Raw genomic sequence first — 24,235 nt, forward strand, 5'->3', positions numbered from 1 at the left:
AGTGTTAACTGCATCTAAAATTTTTATTACAATTGATTGGGGTTGATCGCATTTGGATCATTCATATCTGTTAGATTGATGGCTTCCACTGCGACGATCTCTGGTACAGCTTTTTTAATTGCTTGTTCCAGCCCAGCCTTAAAAGTCATAATGCTCATAGAGCAGTTGGCACAGGTTCCCAACAATCTAAGTTTCACAACATTGTCAGGTGTAATTTCTTCGATAGAAACGTTACCACCATCAGTCTGTAAATAAGGTCTGATAGAATCCAATGCTTGCTCTACTCTCTCTAATAAGGTCATTATAAATTCAGATAAAATATTTAAACGTAAATATAGGTAATATTTTATTTATATGAGGAATTGGCACTTGGAATTCAACATTCTGCTGACTTTTAGGGGATGTAAATAAATGCTGTTAAAATCTTGATTTGAGTTGGATTAGGGCTTTTAAGTTAAAGATTGTTAAAAGGGTCGTTGGGCAAAGCTGTTAATTATCGAAATGAAGTATTTTCGCGTATTATTAAATAATTGAAAATTAGTATTAATTCACGTATCTTTGTGGGATGTTTTTAAAGAATCATGTATTTAGCCTAATTGTCGGCTTGTTTCTTTTATTAGGCTTGGGTAGTTGCAAGAGTAAATTTGAAAAACTACGCGCAAGCAATAATGTACAAATGAAGTATCAGGAGGCTGTAAAGTACTACGAAAAGGAAAAGTACTCCAAGGCATTGACCTTATTTCAAGATTTATTAGCGAAGTATCGAGGCACCGCAGATGCGGAGGACCTCAATTATTATACTGCATTTTCGGCCTACAGGCTAAAGGATTATATTGCGGCGAGGTTTCACTTCAAGAACTTTGCGGACAATTATCCGAACAGTCCTAGAGCTGAGGAATGTAGATTTATGTCGGCATATTGCTATTATTTGGATTCACCGAGGTCTAATTTAGATCAGGACAATACGCGTAAGGCCATTGATCAGCTGCAATTGTTCGTGAATTTATATCCAGAATCGGAGCGTGCGAAGGAAGCTGGGGATTTGATCCAGAACCTGCGCGACAAATTGGAGAAAAAAGCATTTGACAATGCGAAGTTGTACTATAACATGGGCTTGCCTGATGATTATCGTGCGGCGGTAATTGCATTGGAGAATGTTTTGAAAGTATATCCAGATACAAGACATGCTGAAGACATTGAATATTTATTAGTGAAGTCGCAGTATTTATTTGCTGACAACTCCTACCCTCACCGTCAAGAAGAAAGGTTCAACCAGATGATTGACTATTATGAAAGTTTCACTGAACATTATCCGGAGAGTAAGTACGGCAATGAATTAAATGGTCTTCGCAGCAGTGCCGACCGTAAGATTGCCACAGCATTGAAGATTATGGCAAACGACGAGAAGGCAAGGAAACAGCGGGAAGCAGATTTGGGGATTTCAACTCCTACTGGTATTCCGATTGAAGAGAAAAACAATAACAATCAACAATAATCTTTAGTACATTCATTTTTATTTATATATGAGTCAGAATAAAAATACCGTTCCAAACACGACAGTAACTCGCGATTTAAGGGAGTTGGACAAAAGCACAGAAAACTTGTATGAGTCGATCGTAGTGATCAGCAAGCGTGCAAACCAAATTGCTGTTGACATGAAGGAAGAATTGAACTCCAAGTTGTCGGAATTTGCTAGCAGCAATGATAACTTAGAGGAAGTGTTTGAAAACCGTGAGCAGATTGAGATCTCAAAGCACTACGAGAGGATGCCAAAACCGACATTAGTTGCTATTGATGAATTCTTGCACGACAAAGTTTACTTTAGGAACCCTTCTAAAGAACAAGAGTAAGCAATTACCATGTCTTTAAGGGACAAACATATTGTAATTGGTATAAGCGGCAGTATCGCCGCTTATAAGATTGCAACATTGGTAAGATTACTAAGGAAATCGGGCGCCACTGTTCAGGTTATCATGACCTCAGAGGCTACCCAGTTCATTACTCCCCTTACTCTTTCCACCCTTTCGAACAACCCCGTTTTTGTAGATTATTATGATCAGAAAACAGGGGAATGGAACAACCATGTCCATATTGCAGAATCAGCAGACCTTATTCTGATTGCACCGGCTACGGCGAATACCCTTGCCAAGAGCGCACAGGGGATCTGTGACAATTTATTGCAGGCAGTTTATCTTTCTGCCAAGAGCAAAGTTTTTTTTGCTCCAGCTATGGATCTGGACATGTGGAAGCACCCTTCGGTTGTTCATAACCTCAAGCTCCTCAAGGAATATGGCAATATCATTATCCCTCCGGGTAAAGGAGAACTTGCCAGCGGTCTATTTGGCGAAGGCCGTTTAGCGGAGCCTGAGGAAAATATTCGATTTTATCGTTTCATCATTTTCTGAGAGTGCTCCCCTTCAAGGGAAGAAAGCCTTGGTATCTGCAGGACCGACTTATGAGGCAATAGACCCTGTTCGGTTTATTGGCAACCATTCGAGCGGAAAAATGGGCTATGCCATTGCAAAACAGCTTCAGCATTTGGGCGCAAAGGTGACTTTGGTAAGCGGACCAACATCATTGGAAACCCCAGCTGGAATAGAGCGTATCAACGTGCAGTCAGCAGAACAGATGCTTGCCGCCTGCAGCAAATACTTTGAAGATTCTGACATCACGGTCATGAGCGCTGCAGTAGCGGATTATACTCCGATTGAGGTGGCCAACCAGAAGATCAAGAAAAAGGCTGAAGATTTCAGCATTGCGCTCAAGAAAACCACAGATATCCTTGCAACATTGGGGAAAGTCAAAAAAGACCATCAGACTTTAGTGGGATTTGCATTGGAAACCAACAATGAGCTGGATAATGCCATAGATAAACTGAAAAGGAAAAACCTTGATTTTATCGTGCTAAATTCGATGCAAGATAAGGGCGCCGGCTTTGCTCATGATACCAATAAGGTAACTGTCATCAATAAGAATGCTGAGGTCCTTTCATTCGACCTTAAATCAAAAGACGAAGTTGCAAGAGACATCTGTGAATTAATTATAAAAGAGCAAAACAAGTAAATTATAGATTCGCTATCCGAACTTCTTTTGGATAGTAATTATTGATCCTATTTCCCAATACTTTCACCCATCCCAGCGATTCACCCTTGTAGTTTACAAGGCACCATCCTTTTTTCACGGAGGTGAATATTTCAATATCAAGTTGTTCTTTTCTCAAGAAGTTTTGTGCGTCATCAATATTCAATTCTACGGCGGGCAAGGTGTTATTTCTATGGATACTTAGGGCAAGATCATGGGATGGAACGAGTTCTTTTCCAAGCCATTTACCAATCATTGTCCCAGCATTCTTTAGATAGAGGACTTGCTGCAAAGCTTTTATACTTGCTTCGAGATGCTTTGGGAATATATGAACGTTCTCATTATGTACCAATGTTGAAAATTCATCCATATTCTCAACCCATGGACTTAATCCATCTTTAGGGACTGGTGATTTTTCGAATTTCATTTTCTTGAAAGAAAAACGGGGTTGAATGTTTTTCATTTTCAAGGCTGCAATAAAGAAGCCCTCCCCCTTCACTTTGTGTGGGTAAAATCGATATCCAAAAGCTTTGTTCTTAGGAGAATCGGTCTCCTCAATTCCCCAGGCGGTATTTAATGGGACTTGAATACTTTCGAGATTATATTCATCAATGAGCCAATCCAGGATCTCTTCGTTTTCTTCTATTGAATAAGAACACGTGGAATAGAGTAAATATCCATTGCTGTTTATTGAAGGTAGGATTTCAGACAGTATTCGTTGCTGTCTTTCGCTGCATAATTTGACATTTGCTTCTGACCATTCATCTATGCTATCTTCATCTTTTCTGAACATTCCTGAGCCGGAACATGGTGCATCCACCAATACCAGGTCAAAAAATCCGGGCAGTCGTCTGAACGCTGATGGGTCATTATTGGTGACAACTACATTGGCATATCCCCAGCGCATCATATTTTCTTGAAGGACTATTGATCTGCTTTTAATGATTTCATTTGACACCAATAAACTCTCTTGATTCAAGCATGCATTCAATAAGGTGGATTTCCCTCCAGGAGCGGCACAGACATCGAGAGCTTTTATTTCTTCAGAACTAAGTTTTAGGAAATCTATTATATGCTCGATGAACATCGATGATGCTTCCTGCACATAGTAGCAACCTGCATGAAACAAGGGATCCAAAGTGAATTTTGGTCTAGATTCCAAATAATACCCGTTCTTGCACCAAGGCACTTGAGTGTCTAGATCGAAGTCTAGTTTTGTTTCTTTTTTTGGGTTTATCCGGATAGAAGTTAATTTCTCACCGCTTTCATGGGCTGCCAAAAATGCTTCTTGATCAAACAGGGGATTGCTTCCTAGTCTTCTTACTAATGAATTCGGGAGAATATTACTCATATTATGCTAATAAATCTATGTAAATTTACAGGAATTATCCTTTTTCCATAAAAATATAGAATGAAAGATTTTAAAAAATATTATACAATTCCTGCAAGTCCTGAAGAACTATACCGTGCATTGACGACAGAGATAACGATAAGATTGTGGACTGGGGATCTTGTGGAGATAGACCCAGTACCGGGGGGTGAGTTTTCGATGTGGGATGGTGCAATAGAAGGGAAGTTTCTGGAACTTGAACCTTTTAGTAAAATTGTACAAGAATGGTACTTTGGAGAACAGGATGAACCCTCAATAGTTACGTTGAAACTGCATGAGCATAAGAAAGGTACTTCATTGGAAGTTCGGCAGACAAATATTCCGGATGAGGCGTTTGATGATATTACTGCTGGTTGGGACGACCCTTATATATCATCTTTGGTAGAATTTTACGAAGAAGAGGATTAGAAATTCAACAGAAAAAACAAAATTTTGGCTGCTGAAATTTTTTTCTAGAAATTTGAATGCATAATTTCTTATGGTTTTAATGTCTTTTTAAAAAATCGCATGAAATTTTTATAAAAACCCTTCTTAAAACGAGGTGATTTTCAAATTATGAATTAAATTTCTTTAAGTTGATTTATAATTATAACTCATTATCTATCAATGAGTAAAGACTTTAAAAATTAGATTGTTTTTAATTTTTTCCGTATTTTTGTGAAAGAAAATCTACTATTGATGAACTGGAGATATACGGGACTTATACTTACAATTATTTTAGGTTTTTCCTTATTGGTAAAGGGGAAGACTTATCTTATGCAGAGTCATGCTTCAGAAATTGTTGATTATTCTAACGAACCAGGAGAATCCGAAGAAGAGGAATTGAAGAATAGTTTGGAAGATGAATATATAAACTCTGAAAGGTATATTATATTCAGTCCGATCTTCGATTTAAATGTTCAGGTAGGCTTAAAGTCTCTGTCTTTGCCCTTTATATCTTTTTCGAGGCATTATCCGCCTCCTAATCCTGAGCAGCTATTGCTTTCATAAAGGACCTTCGTCCAATCCAATCACTTTAAAAAATTAAAAACAATGAATACTATATTAAAATATAGCAGCATGCTATTTGCTATGCTAATGACATTCTCCTTTGCTAATGCGCAGAATAATACAGATGATCAACTTAAGAAAAACATTAACAAAGTTTCTGGTGGTATAGAAAAGATCAAGTCTTTGGAGCCTATCAGTTTTCAATATAACAACAGCAACGACAAAGAATTGAGCAAACATCTTCCGAGTGGTGAACGTTTTAGTTTTTCGGAAACTAGTGTTTCGGCAAGTTTTCCTTCGTTGATAAAGACGAATTCATACCTTGTTCCTTCTGGCAAGAATGCCAATAAGGTTACCAAGGTAAATGAGATTGAGAAAGAAGAGCTGATTCCGGTATTGGTTGCTGCAATCAAGGAGCAACAAGATCAGATTGAGGTTTTAAAGCAAGAAATTGAAGCTTTAAAGAACCAACAACAGAAAACGGATTAACGAATTTGTTTACAAGGATTCCAAGTTTTTGTACTTGGAATCCTTTTTATTAAAAGGCATACACGAAAGCAATAGATGCTTGTGCCGCTTTTTTTGTTGCTGTCAGGCCATCTGATTCCAGAAAGGCTGCACTATTATCATTATCGAGTCTGATTTCAGGAATTACTGCCAAGCCTTTATGTTTGAATTGGCCCGACAAGGTGAAGGAAAGTATTTCGGAACCTTCAATTTCTTGAACATCTTTTGTTCGAAAATACTCGCCTCTCAATCCAACGGCGATATTTTCATTGATATTATATTTAGGGTATATTGCTACCCCTTGATAACCACCTTCGGACTTAAAGGTATAGTCGGCAGCATTCAATGCTAAATCCACATGTTCTGAAATGGAATAGGATGCAACCAAATCAAATAGAGTCCCTGAACTATAGTTATTTTCTCCACCTTCAGAACTTCCGGTCAAAAAATTGAGATATCCTGTTAATCCTTCGACAGGGTTGACGGTGATTTGTGCTCCAAAATGCGAGACACCGTTTAGATCACGATACACATTCCAATCATTAAAGATTCCGACCATTGCTGATACTTTTGGGGAGAACTGATAATTAGCTTTAATACCAGCATTTTGGAATGGTCCAGCTCCGAAAAGATAGGATGTGGAATAATGGAAATTTCCAGCTGGCGAAATCACCTCATACCCGACAAAGGTTCCCATAAAGCCTGCGGTCATGCTCAGCTGATCAGTAAAATTATAACTAGCATATAAATTTTGGATATGGAATGAATTTCCGGCATTAGGTTCTCTGTCGTCTCCATTTGCAATACTCAAATATTGTCCACGAGGTCCAAAGGCGAGTTCTCCGACGAAGGACGCCTTTCCAACAGCTTTTTTAAGTCCAAGGCCGATCATCCCCAATGAAATTGAGTTATGGTCGTTTGCAAAATATGTTTTTATGTTCTCTTGCTTAGAAAAATCGTATTTCCAGTATGCATCCGCATAACCGGAGATCTGTAATGCTTCATTTTCTTGAGAAAAGGACAGAAAAACAACTGATAATGTCAAAAATGTTAATAATAATCTTTTCATAATTTGTTTTTTAAGAGATTTATTTAAAATGTTTAGGTTTTACTCAGTAAAAAAACAATAAAATGGGTAATTATTAGACTGAAATATTTAAAATAACGGAACAATGAAAACAAAAATCAATTAAAAACATCATTTTATTGGATTTTTAACGATTAATAATCCAATGTTACAAATAATTTTAATTTTCTTATTAAATAAATAATTAAAATTGATGATTTTTAGGTTTATCGGTTGTTTTTTAAGGATTTTATTTAAAAAAATTGGTTTGTTATGTAATATTAGTATTAAAATTTGAGATTTATTAACAATATTTACAATGAAAACAAAAACATAGACTGAAACAATTTGATTTTGAGCCAAAGTGGAGATAAAATACAAAGCCGTGGTCGGTGTCTTCACCGAATACTGAAAAGACTATGACGCCATACCGCCCCAGCGGGGCGGAAATATTATAGAAATGGTTGTACAACGGCATTAAACCCTGTAGGGGTGTAGCTATAAATTCGACTCCGCTCAACCAACGCAGGGACCGGGTCGATGTGGAGGCAATTCCGAATGATGGTTGGTGGGGACACTAACCATGGCGTAAAGGGACACCAACCAGAGCGTCCTGGGCTTTCGCTATTTCTGTTTTTCCAGGAATGATACCAAAGAAGCTAATTCTTCTATTGTCAATGAATTAGCCAAGCCTGGAGGCATCATGGAATTTGGCATTTCTTTTCTTGAAGCTACATTATTTTTCTTGACTGTGGAAACATTGCCAGCAATATCCCTCAGAACTATTTTGTCTGCGGTTTCTTGAGTAATAAATCCCATCATGTTCTTTTTGTCTTTGGTAGAAACTAAAACTGTTGAAAAACCCTGTGAGATAGAAGCATTCGGTCTCAAGATTGATTCGGCAATCTGACTACGATTCATAATAGATCCAATCTGTCCCATAAATGGCCCTTTCATAGGTTCATTCTTTGATAAGCTATGACAAGCATGGCAACCTTGCTTTGTAAAGAGAGCTTTTCCCTTTGCAGGATCGCCCTTTACTTTTTTAAGGGCAATCATCACATCTTCAATGGATGTTTTTCCAACTTGTCCTTTTTGACTTGATATTTTGTTGAGGTCGACTTTCTTTTCAGCTGGTGCTTTTGCGATCTCTTTTTTCGGAGCTACATTAAAAGCTGCAATTTCCATTCGGAACTTATCATTTAAGTCTGCATAATATTGGTTTTTGCTTGCACCAGCTTTTTGTTGTTCGGCCATTAGGAATTTCTCGATCTTTGGGGATTCCTCCCAAAGGACTGCTTTATAATATGGACCATGGGAATCCGGTCTTGTTCCCCACCACCAAGATGCATCATAGGCTTCTTCTTTTTTATATAAGCGAGCCAATGTTTGCAAGATTTTATTTTTCAGGTTTTGATCCTTTGTTTTGCCGTATGCTGAAATCAGGCCATCCACTGCTCGGGCGTCGTGCATATACCTTAAAGCCCAAAGTGCCAAGTCTGGAGTTTCTGTTCCTAAAAACCCTACAGCTTGATTTACGGCATTTAGTCTTACTAGCGCTTGTACAGCGACATGTGCTGGTATAATTTCAGCGTTTGGCAAGTGGTGAGGTCCTTCGACTCCTTTTTTGGGAGCAACGAAAGATGCTGGCACCGGGGTTTGCAGAAGGGCATTTGCAGCTTCTGGCCTTCCCAACCTACCTAATCCAACTGCAGAGACCACCCTAACTCGGGAGAAGGATCTTTCAATCCTTCAATAAATGGTTCAATAGGAACTGATTCAATTGATCCCAATCTATCCGTTAATGCTCTAAGAGCAAATTCCTTCATTTCAGTTTCCTCTGCCAATTTGAGCAATTCCTCTTGCGCATTCTCTTGGTTTATCTGAACATAGGTGTATAGACCAGCTACCCTAGAACTCAGTGGTAAATCCTTGTCTTTTGCTATTTCCAATGCCGCAGGCGCAGTCTCTTCCCCTGATCTTTTTACTAATTCTTGGGAAGCATATAAGCGAGCGGTAGCACTTCCTGATTTGAGGTGATTCTTCAAATCTTCTATTGATTCACTTTTAAGGTCAGGGAATGCTTTATAGGTCCATCCATTAGGAACTGTTCTTACTACATAACCCTTATCAGGGTTACCTGAATACCCTGCTCCATCCCATGCTGATAAATAAAGCCTTCCTGAACCATCCACATCTGCATCAGTGACCTGAGGTAGTTTTATGAATTCCTGCTCCGTTTGTTTGAAACTGGCAGCATCGGGAACTACTTTGTGCATAAACAGGAAATTTCTGCCCCAATCTGCCATCATCGGCACCTTATTGTATTTTTCTGGCCACGTATCTTCGTCCATGTACAGGGCACCGGTTCCTGATCCGCCTCCCATCATTGCCAATGCTGGAATAATTTCTTCCGTGAAATTCTGAAACAACAAAGGGTATCCGTATTCACCGGACTGGATCTGATGTGAGAACCTGATATCCCAGCCACCACCATCATTGGTGTTGTCTCGGGTAAAAATATTCATATATGGATCGATTGCCACATCATAAATATTTCGAAGCCCATGGGTATATACTTCCATTTCGGTACCATCAGGTCGCACCCTGAGAATCCCACCGCCAAGCATGGTTAATTTTTTGCCGTCGGAAGCAGTAGCATTGTGGAATCTAAAATCACCAACTGCAATATATATCCATCCATCGATTCCCATCCTTATGCCATTGGTGGCATGATCGGTTCCTCTCTCTTGGATGTATTTGGTATTACTTAGACCTTTGATCAGTATTTTGGGATCCTCATCAGCTACTCCATCATTGTTGCTATCCTTGAATACTACGAGATCCATGCCGCTGGCCAATCCTGACTTTTCGTCGAAGGTAGTGTGTAGGACATAAACTTGGTCATCAGCGACAAATATTCCTCTTGGGTTATCTACTCTTGCAAAATCAGTATGAGAGTCGACTGTTCCATCGTTATCTTGATCGACGAACCTTCGGATATATCCTTTTCCCATATCTTTTCCGAGAGATCCTATCATATCGACACCCACATATAGTTCACCAGTTGGAGCTACGGCAAGACAGGCAGGACTTGGTGTTACTTCGGGTCCGGTATACAGGGCCATCTGCAGGTCGTCGGGAGCCCCGGCTACATTTTTAAGAGTATCCTGACCTAAGAGCCATGGATTTGAATAGAGTGCTTTCTTAGTGAAGTTTTGGTTGTTAGGTCTTTCATAGGTGTGGGTAAATCCCAGTAATAAAGGGAAGAGACACAATAGGTTTAATGTTCTTTTCATTCTCTGCGGAATTAATTGAATAAGTAGCTAGCGTTTAAATGGCTATAGATTTAGATTGATTATTGAATATAGGGAATTTTGTTGAGAATAAAAACATGCTGATGATACTTTTGGGACGCAACCAACACCGCTGCCGGCATTCGGGAACGGCCATAAAACAGGAAAGCCCGATGTCACATGGACAACGGGCTTCCCGTATAAAATTAGGCACCGACCTACTCTCCCACCTGTTACGGCAATACCATCGGCTCTGGCGGGCTTAACTTCTCTGTTCGGAATGGGAAGAGGTGGACACCGCCGATATAGGCACCTGAATACCTTTTTGACAGACATTTCGCTGTCATTGACATGTTATTTGGAAGAAAGGAGTTTTAAAAGAGAGAGGACAACAGACTATCCGCATTGGAAAGCTTCGGGCTATTAGTACCACTCGGCTTTGGTCTCTCAACCTTTACACCTGTGGCCTATCGACGTCGTAATCTCCGACGACCCTTATGAGGAAGTCTCATCTCGTGGCTAGTTTCGCACTTAGATGCTTTCAGCGCTTATCTATCCCGGACGTAGCTACCCTGCCGTACACCTGGCGGCATAACAGGTTCACCAGCGGTCCGTCCAACCCGGTCCTCTCGTACTAAGGTCAGATCCACTCAAACTTCCAGCGCCCACAACAGATAGGGACCGAACTGTCTCGCGACGTTCTGAACCCAGCTCGCGTGCCACTTTAATGGGCGAACAGCCCAACCCTTGGGACCTTCTCCAGCCCCAGGATGTGACGAGCCGACATCGAGGTGCCAAACCTCCCCGTCGATATGAGCTCTTGGGGGAGATCAGCCTGTTATCCCCAGAGTACCTTTTATCCTTTGAGCGATGGCCCTTCCATACAGAACCACCGGATCACTATGTCCGTCTTTCGACCCTGGTCGACTTGTAGGTCTCACAGTCAAGCAAGCTTATGCCATTGCACTCCTCGTACGGTTACCAAGCGTACTGAGCTTACCTTTGAAAGCCTCCGTTACCTTTTTGGAGGCGACCACCCCAGTCAAACTACCCACCAAACAATGTCTCCCGGATGCCGGGATTAGAAACCGAATACAGAAAGGGCGGTATTTCAAGGGCGTATCCGCGATTCCTGGCGAAACCGCTTCGACTACTCCCGCCTATCCTACACATCCTGTACCCAATTTCAATGTTAAGCTATAGTGAAGGTTCATGGGGTCTTTCCGTCCCGTTGCGGGTAACCGGCGTCTTCACCGATACCACAATTTCACCGAGCTCATGGCTGAGACAGCGCCCAGATCGTTACACCATTCGTGCAGGTCGGAACTTACCCGACAAGGAATTTCGCTACCTTAGGACCGTTATAGTTACGGCCGCCGTTTACTGGGGCTTCGATTCAATGCTTCTCCCGGAGGATGACATCCCCTCTTAACCTTCCAGCACCGGGCAGGTGTCAGGCCTTATACCTCATCTTTCGATTTCGCAAAGCCATATGTTTTTGCTAAACAGTCGCCTGGGCCTTTTCACTGCGGCTTCTCCACCCGGAGGTGGAGGAAGCGCCCCTTCTCCCGAAGTTACAGGGCCATTTTGCCGAGTTCCTTAGCCATGATTCACTCGAGCACCTTAGGATCCTCTCCTCGACCACCTGTGTCGGTTTGCGGTACGGGTCTTGATGACCTGGAGCTTAGCGGGTTTTCTTGGAAGTCTGCTTACCTGCGCTATCAGCGCCCCCGAGGGTTTGCTGTACTATCGGGCTTCGGCTGTACCGGCGGATTTGCCTACCGGTCCAATACCTTTTGCCCTTCAACGAACTATTCCGTCAGTTCGCGGCAGTGTCACTACTCCGTCACCACATCGCAGTCATCAACAGTACGGGAATATTAACCCGTTGGCCATCGGCTGCCTCCGTTCGGATGCGCCTTAGGTCCCGACTGACCCTGATCCGATTAGCGTTGATCAGGAAACCTTGGTCTTTCGGTGGGCGGGTTTCTCACCCGCCTTATCGTTACTATATGCCTACATTTGCTTTTCCATCAGGTCCACCACAGGTCGCCCTGCGGATTCGCCCCCGATGGAATGCTCCCTACCAGTGCAACCAGAGGTTGCAATCCATAGCTTCGGTACCGTTCTTGATGCCCGTTTTATTATCCACGCCCGGCCGCTCGACTAGTGAGCTGTTACGCACTCTTTAAATGAATGGCTGCTTCCAAGCCAACATCCTAGCTGTCTGGGCAACCGGACCTCGTTAGTTCAACTTAGAACGGATTTGGGGACCTTAGCTGATGGTCTGGGTTCTTTCCCTCTCGGCCTTGGACCTTAGCACCCAAAGCCTCACTGCCGGCCATATCTAGCAGCATTCGGAGTTCGTCTGGATTTGGTAGGATTTGACTCCCCCGCACCCAATCGGTAGCTCTACCTCTGCTAGACTCCATGCCGACGCTGTTCCTAAAAACATTTCGGGGAGTACGAGCTATTTCCCAGTTTGATTGGCCTTTCACCCCTACCCTCAGGTCATCCGGAAACTTTTCAACGTTTATCGGTTCGGTCCTCCAGTACGTGTTACCGGCACCTTCAACCTGCCCAAGGGTAGATCACAAGGTTTCGCGTCTACCTCGTCCGACTCTGCGCCCCTGTTCAGACTCGCTTTCGCTTCGGCTCCTGGCCTTAAGCCATTAACCTTGCCGGACAAGAGTAACTCGTAGGCTCATTATGCAAAAGGCACGCCGTCACGGAATCGCTTCCGCTCCGACCGCTTGTAAGCACACGGTTTCAGGTTCTTTTCACTCCCCTGTTCGGGGTTCTTTTCACCTTTCCCTCACGGTACTGGTCCACTATCGGTCTCTCAAGGAGTATTTAGCCTTGCCAGATGGTGCTGGCGGATTCCCACAGGATTTCTCCGGTCCCGCGGTACTCAGGATACCACTATGCCTGTATTCTTTGCCTGTACGGGGCTCTCACCCTTGTCGCGCAGTTTCCCACCTGCTTCCAGTTCATAGCACAGTACAACCTCGTGGTCCTACAACCCCATGCATGCCGTGACATGCATGGTTTGGGCTCTTTCCCGTTCGCTCGCCACTACTTGGGAAATCATTGTTATTTTCTCCTCCTACGCCTACTTAGATGTTTCAGTTCAGCGCGTTCGCCTCATTTGATGGCATGCCTTCAGCATGCCGGGTTGCCCCATTCGGAAATCCACGGATCGAGTCGCATTTGCCGATCCCCGTGGCTTATCGCAGCTTATCACGTCCTTCATCGCCTCTGAGAGCCTAGGCATCCCCGTGTGCCCTTGTTTACTTTCTTCGCGCCACCACCCCTTTTGCCAAGTGGTGGGCTGCTCTTGGTGCACCGCATTGCTGCAGTGAACCTCTGTTGTCTTCTCTTGTTAATCTCTTTTCTTCCAATATGTCAAAGAACTCTTCGCCGCGCACCAAATTGTGCGGACCTGTGGAGAATAACGGATTCGAACCGTTGACCCCCTGCGTGCAAGGCAGGTGCTCTAGCCAGCTGAGCTAATTCCCCGCGGTGGTAGTCCCGAGCAGACTTGAACTGCTGACCCCTACATTATCAGTGTAGTGCTCTAACCAACTGAGCTACGGGACTAGCTTATCTCTCTCATCTTCTCTCGGTGACGATCACCCCGATACCGGGATGGGCACTTTCTTCTGAATGTATCTTTTTTTTTCCTTTAGATCATGTATGTGGCGCAGCGGCCCCGGCGCGGGCTCTAGAAAGGAGGTATTCCAGCCGCACCTTCCGGTACGGCTACCTTGTTACGACTTAGCCCCAATTACCGGTTTTTACCCTAACACGCTCCTTGCGGTTACATGCTTTAGGTACCCCCAGCTTTCATGGCTTGACGGGCGGTGTGTACAAGGCCCGGGAACGTATTCACCGCGTCATTGCTGATACGCGATTACTAGCGAATCCAACTTCACGGGGTCGAGTTGCAGACCCCGATCCGAACTGTGAATGGCTTTTCGAGATTGGCATCACATTGCTGTGTAGCTGCCCGCTGTACCATCCATTGTAGCACGTGTGTAGCCCCGGACGTAAGGGCCATGATGACTTGACGTCGTCCCCGCCTTCCTCTCTGCTTGCGCAGGCAGTCTGTCCAGAGTCCCCACCTTTACGTGCTGGCAACTGGACATAGGGGTTGCGCTCGTTGCGGGACTTAACCCAACACCTCACGGCACGAGCTGACGACAGCCATGCAGCACCTAGTTTCCTGTCCCGAAGGACGCATCCGTCTCTGGATGCTTCAGTAACTTTCAAGCCCGGGTAAGGTTTCCTCGCGTATCATCGAATTAAACCACATGCTCCTCCGCTTGTGCGGGCCCCCGTCAATTCCTTTGAGTTTCACCCTTGCGGGCGTACTCCCCAGGTGGATAACTTAACGCTTTCGCTTGGACGCTTACGGTATATCGCAAACATCGAGTTATCATCGTTTAGGGCGTGGACTACCAGGGTATCTAATCCTGTTCGATCCCCACGCTTTCGTGCATCAGCGTCAATAACGGCTTAGACAGCTGCCTTCGCAATCGGTGTTCTGAGACATATCTATGCATTTCACCGCTACTTGTCTCATTCCGCCGTCTTCAACCGCATTCAAGCACTTCAGTATCAAGGGCACTGCGACAGTTGAGCTGCCGTCTTTCACCCCTGACTTAAAGTGCCGCCTACGCACCCTTTAAACCCAATAAATCCGGATAACGCTCGGATCCTCCGTATTACCGCGGCTGCTGGCACGGAGTTAGCCGATCCTTATTCTCCGGGTACGTTCAGCCCACTACACGTAGTGGGGTTTATTCCCCGGCAAAAGCAGTTTACAACCCATAGGGCAGTCGTCCTGCACGCGGCATGGCTGGTTCAGGGTTGCCCCCATTGACCAATATTCCTTACTGCTGCCTCCCGTAGGAGTCTGGTCCGTGTCTCAGTACCAGTGTGGGGGGATTCTCCTCTCAGAGCCCCTAGACATCGTCGCCTTGGTGGGCCGTTACCCCACCAACTAGCTAATGTCACGCGAGCCCATCCATATCCTATGAATATTTGACGCCGGAACGATGCCGTCCCGGCGTGTCATGCGGTGTTAATCCGGATTTCTCCGGGCTATCCCCCTGATATGGGCAGGTTGCTCACGCGTTACGCACCCGTGCGCCACTCTCACCGGAAGTAGCAAGCTACTCCCGGATCCCGTCCGACTTGCATGTATTAGGCCTGCCGCTAGCGTTCATCCTGAGCCAGGATCAAACTCTCCATTGTAAAATGAAGTGTAAGACCGTGACTATTCATAATAAATAGAAACGTCTTGTTTTTGTGTTTTCCTCCCGCTCCGGGATACCTGAATTGATTTATCTTGTATATCTTTTCAGCGTATGTCTCCTATTGGAAACTCCGCTGCGCTACATGATCATTTAAAGAACTTATCCCGCCTCCGCTTCGCGCTTCGGCTCTATGTCGTAGAGTGTTTTGAACACTCCTGAACTGTCATTTTTATCGACTCAAACATTGCGTTTTGTTGTCGCTCCCGTTTGTTGGGACTGCAAAGGTAGAAACTTTATTTTAAAAAACAAAATTGATTTTAAAATATTTTTTGTTTTCCTGATAAGTGTTAAGGTTATTCACCTTTCTACTACCTTTATTTCAGTGGCGTTATCGCCGTTCCTCCCTTGCGGAGTGGTGCAAAGATAGGGAGATTTGCACATTACTTCCAAGAGTTTGTAACAAGAATTTTTTGTTGAAACACGTAACTCACTATGGCATTGGCGAATAATTTTAAAAACAATCATTCGAAATCTGCCAAAACAAGGGTTATAAGGGTATCGAAAGGGGTTTTGCAAAGAAAAGGATGTTTATTTCTTTGTTTTCTTTTTCGCCGTTTTTTTTGAGATCGCGGCAACTGGATTATAGTCCAAGCAGACTTCCATCCAAAATTCAAAGTCACCATTATTGGAAAAACCTTCTGGATTTACAAGACAATATCCATCCAAACTCTTACCTCGCATAATCATTGGTTCAACTCCACGTCTTTCCAACAGTTCCTTTGTTCGGTGAGGATCAAACCTGCACATCAACATATCAGAAGAAATATTGATGCACATCTTTTCATTGACTAAAAATGCCAATCCTCCAAACATAGATTTTTCAGAGATCTTTTCATTCGTCCTCTCAACTAAATATTCCCTGACCCGATCTGCTAAGAATTCATTGTATGCCATAAAGCTTTATCAGTTTTTCAATATTACCTTTCCATTTTCTTTTCCATCTTTTACTTCCTCTAACCCTATTACAGCATCTTGCATCAGCAAGACTTGGGAAATCTTCACTTTTATTTCTCCGATTTGGATCAATTCTAGGATTTCTTCCAATTGTTTTGGATTAGAGCCTGAATTCAGCATAAGACCTTTCACATTATATAAGTTCAATTCTTCGGGATCAGGCTCATTGACCAAACTGATAAATACGGCTCCTTCTTTTAGGAGTGGTATTAATTTTTTTTGGTTTTCACCTCCTACCATATCGAGGATGAGGTCAAATTTGGGCAAGTTTTCCAGGTAATCCTGCTTTTTATAGTCGAGATAATAGTTTGCGCCCAATGCCAAGGTATCATATTCATATTGCGCGGAGCCTACAGCGTACACGATTAATTCAGCTTGTGCTGCAAATTGAACTGCAAAAGATCCCACATTACCGGTTGCTCCAATTATCAATACTTTATCGCCTTTATTCAATGTTCCTTCGTTAAAGAGTCCATGCCATGCGGCCAAGGAGGATACGGGGCATGCGGCGGCGGACTCAAGTGCCAATCCTGCAGGAATTTTACACAATTCCTCAGTTTTCAAGACGATCTGATCGGCAAAAGCACCTCCATAACTATTTGGATTACCACAAACATAATCTCCAACATGCCAATTGTCGACATCTTTGGCTACCTGCACAATTACTCCTGAAAATTCCGCTCCTGGTATAAAAGGGAACTTAATATGTGGCATTGGGATTACTTTCTCGATCACTTTGACATCAAATGGTATCACTCCTGCGTACAGCACATTGATCAACACCGTTCCCGGCTTCAGCTCAGGTTTAGCCGTATCCTCGTATTTCCCTGATTCTAGATTTCCAAATGAATCATATATTATTGCTTTCATTTTAATCACTCCTATACATAAACAATGCTTTATCCGTAAAATTAGTTTTGAATTTAACGTTTACAAATATTTCAAACAAATAATTTGAATATTATGTATTTGATTTTCAATGTTTTGTTTTTTTTTCATAAAAAATATTAAAGAAATATTTTGGTATTACGAAAGGTTTCGTAGATTTGAGTACGAAAACATTCGTAGATACTAACAATACTTATATGAAACCGACAGATAGCGAATTGGAAATATTACAAGTGCTATGGTCCAATGGCCAGAGCAGTGTCAGGGAAGTATTTGAATCACTTGACAAAAAGGATGTGGGCTATACGACCATTCTTAAATTAATGCAGATCATGCAGGATAAAGGTATGGTTAGTCGAGACACAAGTTCGAAGACTCATTTATATACAGCCCAATTGGTAAAGGAGGAGACACAAGGAAAAATACTGGACAAAATGATTGATTCTGTCTACAATGGTTCCACTTCAAGACTCGTTATGCAAGCTTTGGGCAATGAGCGCGCAAGCAAGGAAGAGTTGGATGAGATAAAAGCTTTCTTAAAATCATTAGAAAATTAAAGGCTATGGAAAATTCTATAATTAACTTTGGGAATGCATTGGGTTGGAGTATTATCCATTCCATCTGGCAAGCATCTATTTGGTATATATTATATAGTCTATATATCTTAATGCAACCATCGCTGTCTGCAAAAAATAAACATAATGCAGCATTTGGAACACAGATATCAATTTTCATCAGTTTTATCTTCACGTTCATTTACTTCTATCGATCACCTGAGCAGGTATTGGATTTAAGAACCATTAATCCAGAGGAACTAAAAAACTTTATGATAATAGGAACTCAAGAAGGTTTTAAGTTGGAGAATCTATTGCCTTATGTCGTTGTTGGATATGTATTTGGGTTTTTGGTTCAGGTCATATTACTGTTCAATAGTTTAATCAAGTTAAGAACATTAAAATACAAAGGTCTTGATTCTATCCCTGAGAACTGGAAGGCCATCTATTCGACAGCGAAAACTAAATTAAAGGTTACAAAATCTGTAGGTTTATATCTTTCGAACAAGATTTCAGTTCCAATTACCTTGGGTCATATCAAGCCATTCATACTATTTCCATTAGCTTATGCCAATATGATGGAGCCGGCACAGATAGAAGCAATCCTTCTGCATGAGCTAGCTCATGTAAAGCGGCATGATTATCTTTTCAATCTGTTGAAAGTAGGAATTGAAACTATCCTGTTCTTTAATCCTTTCGTGTGGGCATTATCAAAAGTTATGGAAAGAGAGCGAGAACATGCTTGCGATGACATGGTTGTAGCCCATATTTCAACTCCAATTTCATATGCACAGGCCTTGGTTGAACTGGAGGAATTAAGAATGAGTTTACATCCTGTCCTGACCATGGCAGCTACAGGAAATAGAAAACATTTATTTAAAAGAATAAAACGCATTACCAAAATGGAAACAAATTATAAAAACGTAAGACCCCAATTGATGGCAGTTATTTTAAGCGGAATTGCTCTATTGCTATTAGCGATTATTATTCCGATCAATAAAACCACAGCTCAGGAAAAAGAGATTAAAACCTCTGAAATTAACAATAATTCAGAAGTTATTATAGAGCAAGTCGGGGAAGAAATTATTTTAATAGAGCCTGCGGTTAAAGTACCACCTGCACCTAAAGAACCAGTCAAGATCGCTTATAAAGGAAGTGTTGTCAAGGACACTTCAGAATTGCCGTTAGAGGTCAGAAATACGCTGCGCTCGATCGAATCGAATTCAAAAAAGATCCAAGAATACTACAATTCACCGGAATGGAAAGCTCAAGTGGCCAAGATTAGCGAGAATTCTTTGAAGATGAAGGAGAAATTCGATTCTCCAAAGTGGAAAAAGATGATTAAGGATATGGAGGAGAATGGGAAAAAGATGTCAGCATATTTTGAGAGTTCGGCATGGAAACAACAGGTTGCCAATATTGAAAAGGAGGCAGGGCAAGTAGAAAAGTATTTCAATTCTCCAGAGTGGAAACAGCAAGTAAAGAAGATGGAGGAGAGCGGGAAAGAAGTAGCATCTTATTTTGAGAGTGCTGATTGGAAAGATCAGATGGCAAAAATAGAGAAGGAGACGGCCAAGGTTCAGGATCATTTCAATTCAGCAGAATGGAAAGAACAGCTCAAGAAGATTGAATCGGACAGCAAGAAAGTTCAGGAATATTTTGAGAGTCCTGAATGGAAGGAGAAAGTCCAAAAATAATATCATTGTTTCGTTGTTTAGTTTAAGGAGGCCTCATAGAGGCCTTTCTTTTTGGTTAATGATTTATGTATTATTGCATAGAAAATAAAGCATAAAGGGATGGATCTGATCTACGGCATTGATTTATTAGGAACTATGGTATTTGCTATTTCGGGTGCTATGGCAGCTAACCGTTACGGCATTGATATTTTTGGCGCCACTTTTATGGGTTTTGTGACGGCAATTGGTGGCGGTTCACTTAGGGATGTATTTTTTGAACATTCGACCTGTTTGGGTTGAGGATGGCAATTATTTGATTGCTATTTTTGTTGGGGTATTTATTTCGATCCTTTTCAACAAGCATTTGGACAGTTTTGCCCGCACTTTATTTTTATTTGATGCTTTGGGGATTGGCTTTTTCACTGTTGTAGGCGTTGAGAAATCGCTAGCTTATGAGAGCAGTGCTATAGCCGCTGTTATGTTGGGGATGTTTTCAGCATGTATGGGTGGAGTAATACGTGACGTATTAATGAACGTTACACCTTTGATCTTGAGGAAAGAAATCTATGCTTCGGCCTGTTTAGCTGGTGCGATAACTTATGTTCTTTTGACCCTCACCCCTATTCATGGAAATTTAAATGCTTTTATCAGTGCTGCTGTAGTTTTTGGGATACGGTTTTTATCTGTTAAGTATAATTTATCATTGCCTACGGTGCAGGTGATAGAGAAGTCTGAATGAAGGGAATAGACATTAGACATAAGACATAAGACACTTTCACAGTTTAGTGATTGGTGGGTATACCAACCACGGCAATTTGATGATCGGTGGGGACACTAACCGCTGCGAATTTGGTGGTCGGTGGTGACACCGACCACTGCGGCAAATTAAATTATCTTTTCTTTTTCAGTTGGGGAAATGACATTTTATAAGAAACTCTAACCAATCCTTTAGAGATATTGTCAAGTTTACTTTTCAACATTGCTTTTTTCAGGGGGCCGAGTTTATCGATGAATAGCTTTCCTTCGATGTGGTCATATTCGTGCTGAACTACTCTTGCAGCCAATCCTGTCAACGATTCTTCCTGTTCTTCAAAGTTCTCGTCCAAGTAGTTTATGACTACATCTTTTTTCCTGGACACTTCTTCATTGATATGAGGTATACTTAGGCATCCTTCGGAAAAGGCCCATTTTTCACCATTTTCTTCGACTAGAATAGGGTTTATGAATACGCGTTTAAAATCTTTTGCTGTAGGATCACCCGGTCCATCCTCATCATCTTCACCGAATGGTGATGCATCTATGACAAACAATCTAATAGGCAAACCGATTTTGCGGAGCTGCTAGCCCCACTCCATTTGCTGCATACATTGTTTCAAACATATTGTCAATAAGCTGTTTCAATTCTGGATAATCCTCATCAATCTCTTCGGTTCTTTGACGCAAAACCGGATCTCCATATGCTACTATAGGTAATTTCATTTGTTTCTCTTTACGGTACAAAGGTATTAATAATTTAGGAGAGGTTCCATATTGAATGAATTGACTTATTTTTGCGTTATGGTATCCCAGGAAATAGGTAATCTCTATGATTATATCAAAGAGGAATTAGATCATGATTGTAATTTACAAGTAGAATCGGATTATACGAAACTCACCTGTCCTAATTTGTCCTTTGATATATTCATCATTGAAAAAATTGGAGCCAATATTGGTGACGATGTAAAAAGAAAGGTTATCCTAACTGCGCAGCAATTGTCAAGTCAAACTCTAAAGATTAAGAATAGGATAAAAGGCGCTTTCTGGACATGCACGTAGGGTTTATGCGCGGGAGACGGTTTTGGCAAGGATTGATAAGAGGACGGCGATGACATTTCAAGAGGACCATCATTTGCAGATTGCTCTGCCGGGAAAATACCGTTATGGTTTATATGAGGATGGAGAATTGGTTTCCATTGCCATTTTCAGCGGTGGGCGGAGGATGAAGGATCAAGGTGAAGATTACAGATCATTTGAGCTCTTGCGATTTTGCCATAAATCTGACCATCTTGTGGTTGGTGGACTTTCTAAGTTAATCCGTGGTTTTATCAAAGATTTCCGCCGAATGATATAATGACTTATGTAGACCTTGATTGGTCTCAGGAATCATCTTTGAAGAAAATCGGATTTACGGAAAAAGGATATAGGGAAGCGGAAACATTTTGGATAAGTGAGTGTCGGCAATTTTCTATATCCAGTGAGAAGGATTTATTGGAAGTTTCTGAAAACCACCCCAATGGTTATCTTTATCAGAATAGTGGAAGCATAAAACTAGTATTTAGTGTATGCTAATCTATTAATGATTCTTAGGAATCATTAAAGTTTTATTATATTTATTGCTTAATCAATCGAAATTTATTCCTTATGAAACGAAAACTTCGCATGGGCATGGTCGGTGGTGGAAACGATGCCTTTATAGGAGCTGTACACCGCATTGCTGCCTTTATGGACGGCAAAATTGAGTTAGTATGTGGTACTTTCAGTGTTAATAGAGAGATTTCTTTACAATCGGGCGAAGATTTATTTGTTCCTGAAGAGAGAGTATATGTAAGTTATCAGGAGATGATCGAGCAAGAGGCGAAGCTTCCTGATGGGGAGCGTATGGATTTTGTAACGATCGTAACTCCAAATTTTTTACACTTTGAGCCTGCAAAATTGGCATTAGAGAGCGGGTTTGACGTTGTTGTTGAGAAGCCAATGACTGTTTCCTTGGAGGAGGCTTTAGAATTACAAAAGATTGTTGAGCGTACTGGTCGTACTTTATGTTTGACTCATACCTATTCGGGCTATCCTATGGTAAAGCAAGCTAAAGCCATGATTAAGGAAGGTCATTTCGGAAAGATCCGCAAGATTTTGGTAGAGTATCCACAGGGTTGGTTGAGTCGATTGACAGAGCGTGAGGGCAATGCAGGTGCTGCCTGGCGTACAGACCCTAAGCGTTCAGGAAAATCCTTAGCTATGGGCGATATCGGTACTCACGTAGCTCATTTGGCGGAATATGTTACTGGTCTTAGGATTACGGAGGTTTGTGCTGACTTAACATCATTTGTTGAAGGCCGCCAATTGGACGATGATGGATCAGTATTGTTAAGATTTACTGAAGGTGCCAAGGGAGTTCTTACAGCTTCTCAGATCTGCGCTGGAGAAGAAAATGCTGTTAGGTTCCGTATTTATGGTGAGAAAGGTGGCGTTGAATGGGCGAATGAGGATCCAAACAATCTTATTGTTAAGATGCTGGATCAGCCTAGACAATACTATCGCACAGGAAACGCTTATGCTGCTCCATTTACCTTGAGTACATTTGCGACACACAATACGAGAATTCCTGCTGGTCACCCAGAGGGCTTACTAGAGTCATTTGCGAATATCTACCGTAATTTTGCGGCCACTGTTGCTGCCAAGAAAGATGGTAAAACGCCTACACCTGAGCAGTTGGATTTTCCAAATGTAAATGATGGTGTTCGTGGTATGGCATTTATTGACACGGTAGTTGCCAGCAATGAAAGCAATGAAAAATGGACCAAGTTCGTGATTTAACAAAATTTCCAGAACTGATTCAGTTTATACATCAGGCGAAAGAGAACCTTTCGCCTGATTTTCTTTTAATCTTGCTTGGTCCTACAGCCTCTGGAAAGACCAAATTAGCCGTAAAACTAGCAGAGGTTTTTGACGGAGAGATAATCTCCGCCGATTCCAGGCAAGTATATAGAAAGCTAGATATAGGAACAGGGAAAGATTTAAAAGAATATAATCAAATCCCCTACCACCTTATTGATATCATGAATCCGGATGAGAAATATGATGTTGATGAGTTTAAAAATGATTTTTTGGTTGCCTACCAAGATATATTGAGTAGGAATAAGTTGCCTATATTATGCGGAGGATCTGGCTCCTATATTCAAAGTCTTTTAGAGTCAAGGCCTTACAGTTCCGTACCTAAAAATAGGGAATTGCAGAAAGAGCTTTCAGTTTTTGACAAAGAGGAACTGATTGAAAAAATAAAATTATATTCCATTCCGGCAGATTTTAAAATTGATTGGAACAATCAAAAGAGATTGGTGAGGTCTTTGGAGATTCTTGAATATTTATCAAGTCATGAACTTCCCATTTCAAACGGTCCATTAGTTAAGAACTGTTTAATCCTGGGCTTAAATCCTTCATTGGAGGTAAGGAGAGAAAGAATTGATGTACGATTGAATTCAAGGATGGAGGAAGGCTTGTTGGAAGAAGTTGAAGGTTTAATAAATTCTGGAATTGACCATGAGCAGCTTCAATGGTTTGGATTAGAATATAAGTACGTCTCGCGATATTTGCTGGGGGATTTTGATTTTTCTCAGTTTAAGGAGAAGTTGCGGACTGAAATCCATCGTTTTGCGAAACGGCAGATGACCTATTTTCGCAAGATGGAGCGGGATGGCATTCGGATTTTCTGGATTGACAGTCAATAAAAAAAGCAGGCTATATATTATATAACCT

The 24,235-nt window shown here is 41.8% G+C and carries 22 protein-coding genes, 2 tRNA genes, 3 rRNA genes and 1 pseudogene; 15 read left to right on the forward strand and 13 right to left on the reverse strand.

Annotated features, from left to right (window positions below; translation table 11 throughout):
* Positions 1–26 precede the first annotated feature (26 nt).
* The gene (locus tag FGL31_RS21595; protein WP_138094385.1) at positions 27–302 is read right to left on the reverse strand and encodes a NifU family protein; all 276 of its coding nucleotides are present in this window, start codon (positions 300–302) and stop codon (positions 27–29) included.
* Positions 303–565: 263 nt separating this feature from the next.
* Here FGL31_RS21595 and FGL31_RS21600 point away from each other — a divergent pair, with 263 nt between their 5' ends.
* From FGL31_RS21600 to coaBC, 4 genes are read left to right on the forward strand one after another with little or no spacing between them, the layout of a single operon-like run.
* Positions 566–1,495 carry an outer membrane protein assembly factor BamD gene (locus FGL31_RS21600; protein WP_099370522.1) on the forward strand — a complete coding sequence of 310 codons (930 nt, stop codon included), beginning with the start codon at positions 566–568 and terminating at the stop codon, positions 1,493–1,495.
* Positions 1,496–1,523: 28 nt separating this feature from the next.
* On the forward strand, positions 1,524–1,850 hold the full coding sequence (locus tag FGL31_RS21605) for a DNA-directed RNA polymerase subunit omega (RefSeq protein WP_099370523.1): 327 nt from the start codon (positions 1,524–1,526) through the stop codon (positions 1,848–1,850).
* A 9-nt stretch (positions 1,851–1,859) separates the two neighbouring features.
* On the forward strand, positions 1,860–2,405 hold the full coding sequence (locus tag FGL31_RS29455; RefSeq protein WP_317131113.1) for a flavoprotein: 546 nt from the start codon (positions 1,860–1,862) through the stop codon (positions 2,403–2,405).
* Positions 2,386–3,063, forward strand: a complete 678-nt coding sequence (gene coaBC / locus FGL31_RS29460) for a bifunctional phosphopantothenoylcysteine decarboxylase/phosphopantothenate--cysteine ligase CoaBC (protein WP_317131162.1) — start codon at positions 2,386–2,388, stop codon at positions 3,061–3,063. Before FGL31_RS29455 ends, coaBC begins: the two co-directional genes overlap by 20 nt.
* A gap of 1 nt (position 3,064) precedes the next feature.
* On the opposite strand, the gene FGL31_RS21615 is transcribed toward coaBC, so the two are convergent.
* Positions 3,065–4,432: a methyltransferase RsmF C-terminal domain-like protein gene (locus tag FGL31_RS21615; protein WP_138094387.1), complete on the reverse strand. Its 1,368-nt coding sequence runs from the start codon at positions 4,430–4,432 to the stop codon at positions 3,065–3,067.
* A 60-nt stretch (positions 4,433–4,492) separates the two neighbouring features.
* Between FGL31_RS21615 and FGL31_RS21620 the strand changes: the two genes are divergently transcribed.
* From FGL31_RS21620 to FGL31_RS21630, 3 genes are all read left to right on the forward strand, one after another.
* Positions 4,493–4,879: an SRPBCC domain-containing protein gene (locus tag FGL31_RS21620; RefSeq protein ID WP_099370526.1), complete on the forward strand. Its 387-nt coding sequence runs from the start codon at positions 4,493–4,495 to the stop codon at positions 4,877–4,879.
* Between the two features lie 270 nt (positions 4,880–5,149).
* Complete coding sequence (locus tag FGL31_RS21625; RefSeq protein ID WP_138094389.1) at positions 5,150–5,461, forward strand: hypothetical protein; 312 nt, start codon at positions 5,150–5,152, stop codon at positions 5,459–5,461.
* 42 nt (positions 5,462–5,503) lie between these two features.
* The gene (locus FGL31_RS21630; protein WP_099370528.1) at positions 5,504–5,950 is read left to right on the forward strand and encodes a tail fiber domain-containing protein; all 447 of its coding nucleotides are present in this window, start codon (positions 5,504–5,506) and stop codon (positions 5,948–5,950) included.
* Between the two features lie 49 nt (positions 5,951–5,999).
* Here FGL31_RS21630 and FGL31_RS21635 read toward each other — a convergent pair whose 3' ends face one another.
* From FGL31_RS21635 to FGL31_RS21675, 10 genes are all read right to left on the reverse strand, one after another.
* The gene (locus FGL31_RS21635; RefSeq protein WP_138094391.1) at positions 6,000–7,037 is read right to left on the reverse strand and encodes an outer membrane beta-barrel protein; all 1,038 of its coding nucleotides are present in this window, start codon (positions 7,035–7,037) and stop codon (positions 6,000–6,002) included.
* Between the two features lie 621 nt (positions 7,038–7,658).
* Positions 7,659–8,756, reverse strand: coding sequence for a c-type cytochrome (locus tag FGL31_RS24025; RefSeq protein ID WP_197734362.1), 1,098 nt, complete (start codon positions 8,754–8,756; stop codon positions 7,659–7,661).
* On the reverse strand, positions 8,735–10,333 hold the full coding sequence (locus FGL31_RS24030) for a DUF7133 domain-containing protein (protein WP_197734363.1): 1,599 nt from the start codon (positions 10,331–10,333) through the stop codon (positions 8,735–8,737). The genes FGL31_RS24025 and FGL31_RS24030 overlap by 22 nt, the downstream gene beginning before the upstream one ends.
* A 202-nt stretch (positions 10,334–10,535) precedes the next feature.
* Positions 10,536–10,647: ribosomal RNA gene (gene rrf, locus FGL31_RS21645) — 5S ribosomal RNA — on the reverse strand.
* Positions 10,648–10,734: 87 nt separating this feature from the next.
* A 23S ribosomal RNA gene (locus FGL31_RS21650) occupies positions 10,735–13,630 on the reverse strand.
* Between the two features lie 145 nt (positions 13,631–13,775).
* A tRNA-Ala gene (locus tag FGL31_RS21655) sits at positions 13,776–13,849 on the reverse strand.
* Between the two features lie 4 nt (positions 13,850–13,853).
* Positions 13,854–13,930: transfer RNA gene (locus FGL31_RS21660), tRNA-Ile, on the reverse strand.
* Positions 13,931–14,058: 128 nt separating this feature from the next.
* Positions 14,059–15,589, reverse strand: a 16S ribosomal RNA gene (locus tag FGL31_RS21665).
* Together the 16S, 23S and 5S rRNA genes with 2 tRNA genes alongside form the textbook arrangement of a ribosomal RNA operon.
* 590 nt (positions 15,590–16,179) lie before the next feature.
* Complete coding sequence (locus FGL31_RS21670; RefSeq protein ID WP_138094393.1) at positions 16,180–16,545, reverse strand: TfoX/Sxy family protein; 366 nt, start codon at positions 16,543–16,545, stop codon at positions 16,180–16,182.
* A gap of 9 nt (positions 16,546–16,554) precedes the next feature.
* Positions 16,555–17,475: an NADP-dependent oxidoreductase gene (locus tag FGL31_RS21675; protein WP_138094395.1), complete on the reverse strand. Its 921-nt coding sequence runs from the start codon at positions 17,473–17,475 to the stop codon at positions 16,555–16,557.
* Positions 17,476–17,690: 215 nt separating this feature from the next.
* On the opposite strand from FGL31_RS21675, the gene FGL31_RS21680 reads away from it, so the two are divergent.
* From FGL31_RS21680 to FGL31_RS21690, 4 genes are all read left to right on the forward strand, one after another.
* A complete protein-coding gene (locus FGL31_RS21680) occupies positions 17,691–18,050 on the forward strand; it encodes a BlaI/MecI/CopY family transcriptional regulator (protein ID WP_138094397.1) in 360 nt (119 codons plus the stop codon).
* Between the two features lie 5 nt (positions 18,051–18,055).
* Positions 18,056–19,744 carry a M56 family metallopeptidase gene (locus FGL31_RS21685; RefSeq protein WP_138094399.1) on the forward strand — a complete coding sequence of 563 codons (1,689 nt, stop codon included), beginning with the start codon at positions 18,056–18,058 and terminating at the stop codon, positions 19,742–19,744.
* Between the two features lie 99 nt (positions 19,745–19,843).
* The gene (locus tag FGL31_RS27065) at positions 19,844–20,023 is read left to right on the forward strand and encodes a trimeric intracellular cation channel family protein (protein WP_232047074.1); all 180 of its coding nucleotides are present in this window, start codon (positions 19,844–19,846) and stop codon (positions 20,021–20,023) included.
* Positions 19,998–20,462 (forward strand): trimeric intracellular cation channel family protein, encoded by a 465-nt coding sequence (locus FGL31_RS21690; RefSeq protein ID WP_232047075.1) that lies wholly within the window; start codon positions 19,998–20,000, stop codon positions 20,460–20,462. Before FGL31_RS27065 ends, FGL31_RS21690 begins: the two co-directional genes overlap by 26 nt.
* Positions 20,463–20,613: 151 nt before the next feature.
* On the opposite strand, the pseudogene def reads toward FGL31_RS21690, so the two are convergent.
* Positions 20,614–21,202: pseudogene (gene def / locus FGL31_RS21695) on the reverse strand (peptide deformylase).
* Between the two features lie 78 nt (positions 21,203–21,280).
* Between def and FGL31_RS21700 the strand changes: the two are divergent.
* The 4 genes from FGL31_RS21700 (at position 21,281) to miaA (ending at position 24,207) form a co-directional block, all read left to right on the forward strand.
* The gene (locus tag FGL31_RS21700) at positions 21,281–21,538 is read left to right on the forward strand and encodes a hypothetical protein (protein ID WP_138094401.1); all 258 of its coding nucleotides are present in this window, start codon (positions 21,281–21,283) and stop codon (positions 21,536–21,538) included.
* A 49-nt stretch (positions 21,539–21,587) separates the two neighbouring features.
* Entirely contained in the window at positions 21,588–21,833 is a 246-nt protein-coding gene (locus FGL31_RS21705; protein WP_138094403.1) for a hypothetical protein, read from the forward strand.
* Between the two features lie 290 nt (positions 21,834–22,123).
* Positions 22,124–23,296 (forward strand): Gfo/Idh/MocA family protein, encoded by a 1,173-nt coding sequence (locus tag FGL31_RS21710; RefSeq protein WP_099369700.1) that lies wholly within the window; start codon positions 22,124–22,126, stop codon positions 23,294–23,296.
* Positions 23,275–24,207 carry a tRNA (adenosine(37)-N6)-dimethylallyltransferase MiaA gene (gene miaA, locus FGL31_RS21715; protein WP_138094404.1) on the forward strand — a complete coding sequence of 311 codons (933 nt, stop codon included), beginning with the start codon at positions 23,275–23,277 and terminating at the stop codon, positions 24,205–24,207. Before FGL31_RS21710 ends, miaA begins: the two co-directional genes overlap by 22 nt.
* Positions 24,208–24,235 lie beyond the last annotated feature (28 nt).

It is taken from the genome of Sphingobacterium daejeonense (assembly GCF_901472535.1).
GTDB lineage: Bacteria > Bacteroidota > Bacteroidia > Sphingobacteriales > Sphingobacteriaceae > Sphingobacterium > Sphingobacterium daejeonense.

Coding starts and splice junctions, on each gene's coding strand:
- FGL31_RS21595 (WP_138094385.1), bottom strand. CDS start 302: ATGACCTTATTAGAGAGAGTAGAGCAAGCATTGGATTCTATCAGACCT.
- FGL31_RS21600 (WP_099370522.1), top strand. CDS start 566: ATGTTTTTAAAGAATCATGTATTTAGCCTAATTGTCGGCTTGTTTCTT.
- FGL31_RS21605 (WP_099370523.1), top strand. CDS start 1,524: ATGAGTCAGAATAAAAATACCGTTCCAAACACGACAGTAACTCGCGAT.
- FGL31_RS29455 (WP_317131113.1), top strand. CDS start 1,860: ATGTCTTTAAGGGACAAACATATTGTAATTGGTATAAGCGGCAGTATC.
- FGL31_RS21615 (WP_138094387.1), bottom strand. CDS start 4,432: ATGAGTAATATTCTCCCGAATTCATTAGTAAGAAGACTAGGAAGCAAT.
- FGL31_RS21620 (WP_099370526.1), top strand. CDS start 4,493: ATGAAAGATTTTAAAAAATATTATACAATTCCTGCAAGTCCTGAAGAA.
- FGL31_RS21625 (WP_138094389.1), top strand. CDS start 5,150: ATGAACTGGAGATATACGGGACTTATACTTACAATTATTTTAGGTTTT.
- FGL31_RS21630 (WP_099370528.1), top strand. CDS start 5,504: ATGAATACTATATTAAAATATAGCAGCATGCTATTTGCTATGCTAATG.
- FGL31_RS21635 (WP_138094391.1), bottom strand. CDS start 7,037: ATGAAAAGATTATTATTAACATTTTTGACATTATCAGTTGTTTTTCTG.
- FGL31_RS24030 (WP_197734363.1), bottom strand. CDS start 10,333: ATGAAAAGAACATTAAACCTATTGTGTCTCTTCCCTTTATTACTGGGA.
- FGL31_RS21670 (WP_138094393.1), bottom strand. CDS start 16,545: ATGGCATACAATGAATTCTTAGCAGATCGGGTCAGGGAATATTTAGTT.
- FGL31_RS21675 (WP_138094395.1), bottom strand. CDS start 17,475: ATGAAAGCAATAATATATGATTCATTTGGAAATCTAGAATCAGGGAAA.
- FGL31_RS21680 (WP_138094397.1), top strand. CDS start 17,691: ATGAAACCGACAGATAGCGAATTGGAAATATTACAAGTGCTATGGTCC.
- FGL31_RS21685 (WP_138094399.1), top strand. CDS start 18,056: ATGGAAAATTCTATAATTAACTTTGGGAATGCATTGGGTTGGAGTATT.
- FGL31_RS27065 (WP_232047074.1), top strand. CDS start 19,844: ATGGATCTGATCTACGGCATTGATTTATTAGGAACTATGGTATTTGCT.
- FGL31_RS21700 (WP_138094401.1), top strand. CDS start 21,281: ATGGTATCCCAGGAAATAGGTAATCTCTATGATTATATCAAAGAGGAA.
- FGL31_RS21705 (WP_138094403.1), top strand. CDS start 21,588: ATGACATTTCAAGAGGACCATCATTTGCAGATTGCTCTGCCGGGAAAA.
- FGL31_RS21710 (WP_099369700.1), top strand. CDS start 22,124: ATGAAACGAAAACTTCGCATGGGCATGGTCGGTGGTGGAAACGATGCC.
- miaA (WP_138094404.1), top strand. CDS start 23,275: ATGGACCAAGTTCGTGATTTAACAAAATTTCCAGAACTGATTCAGTTT.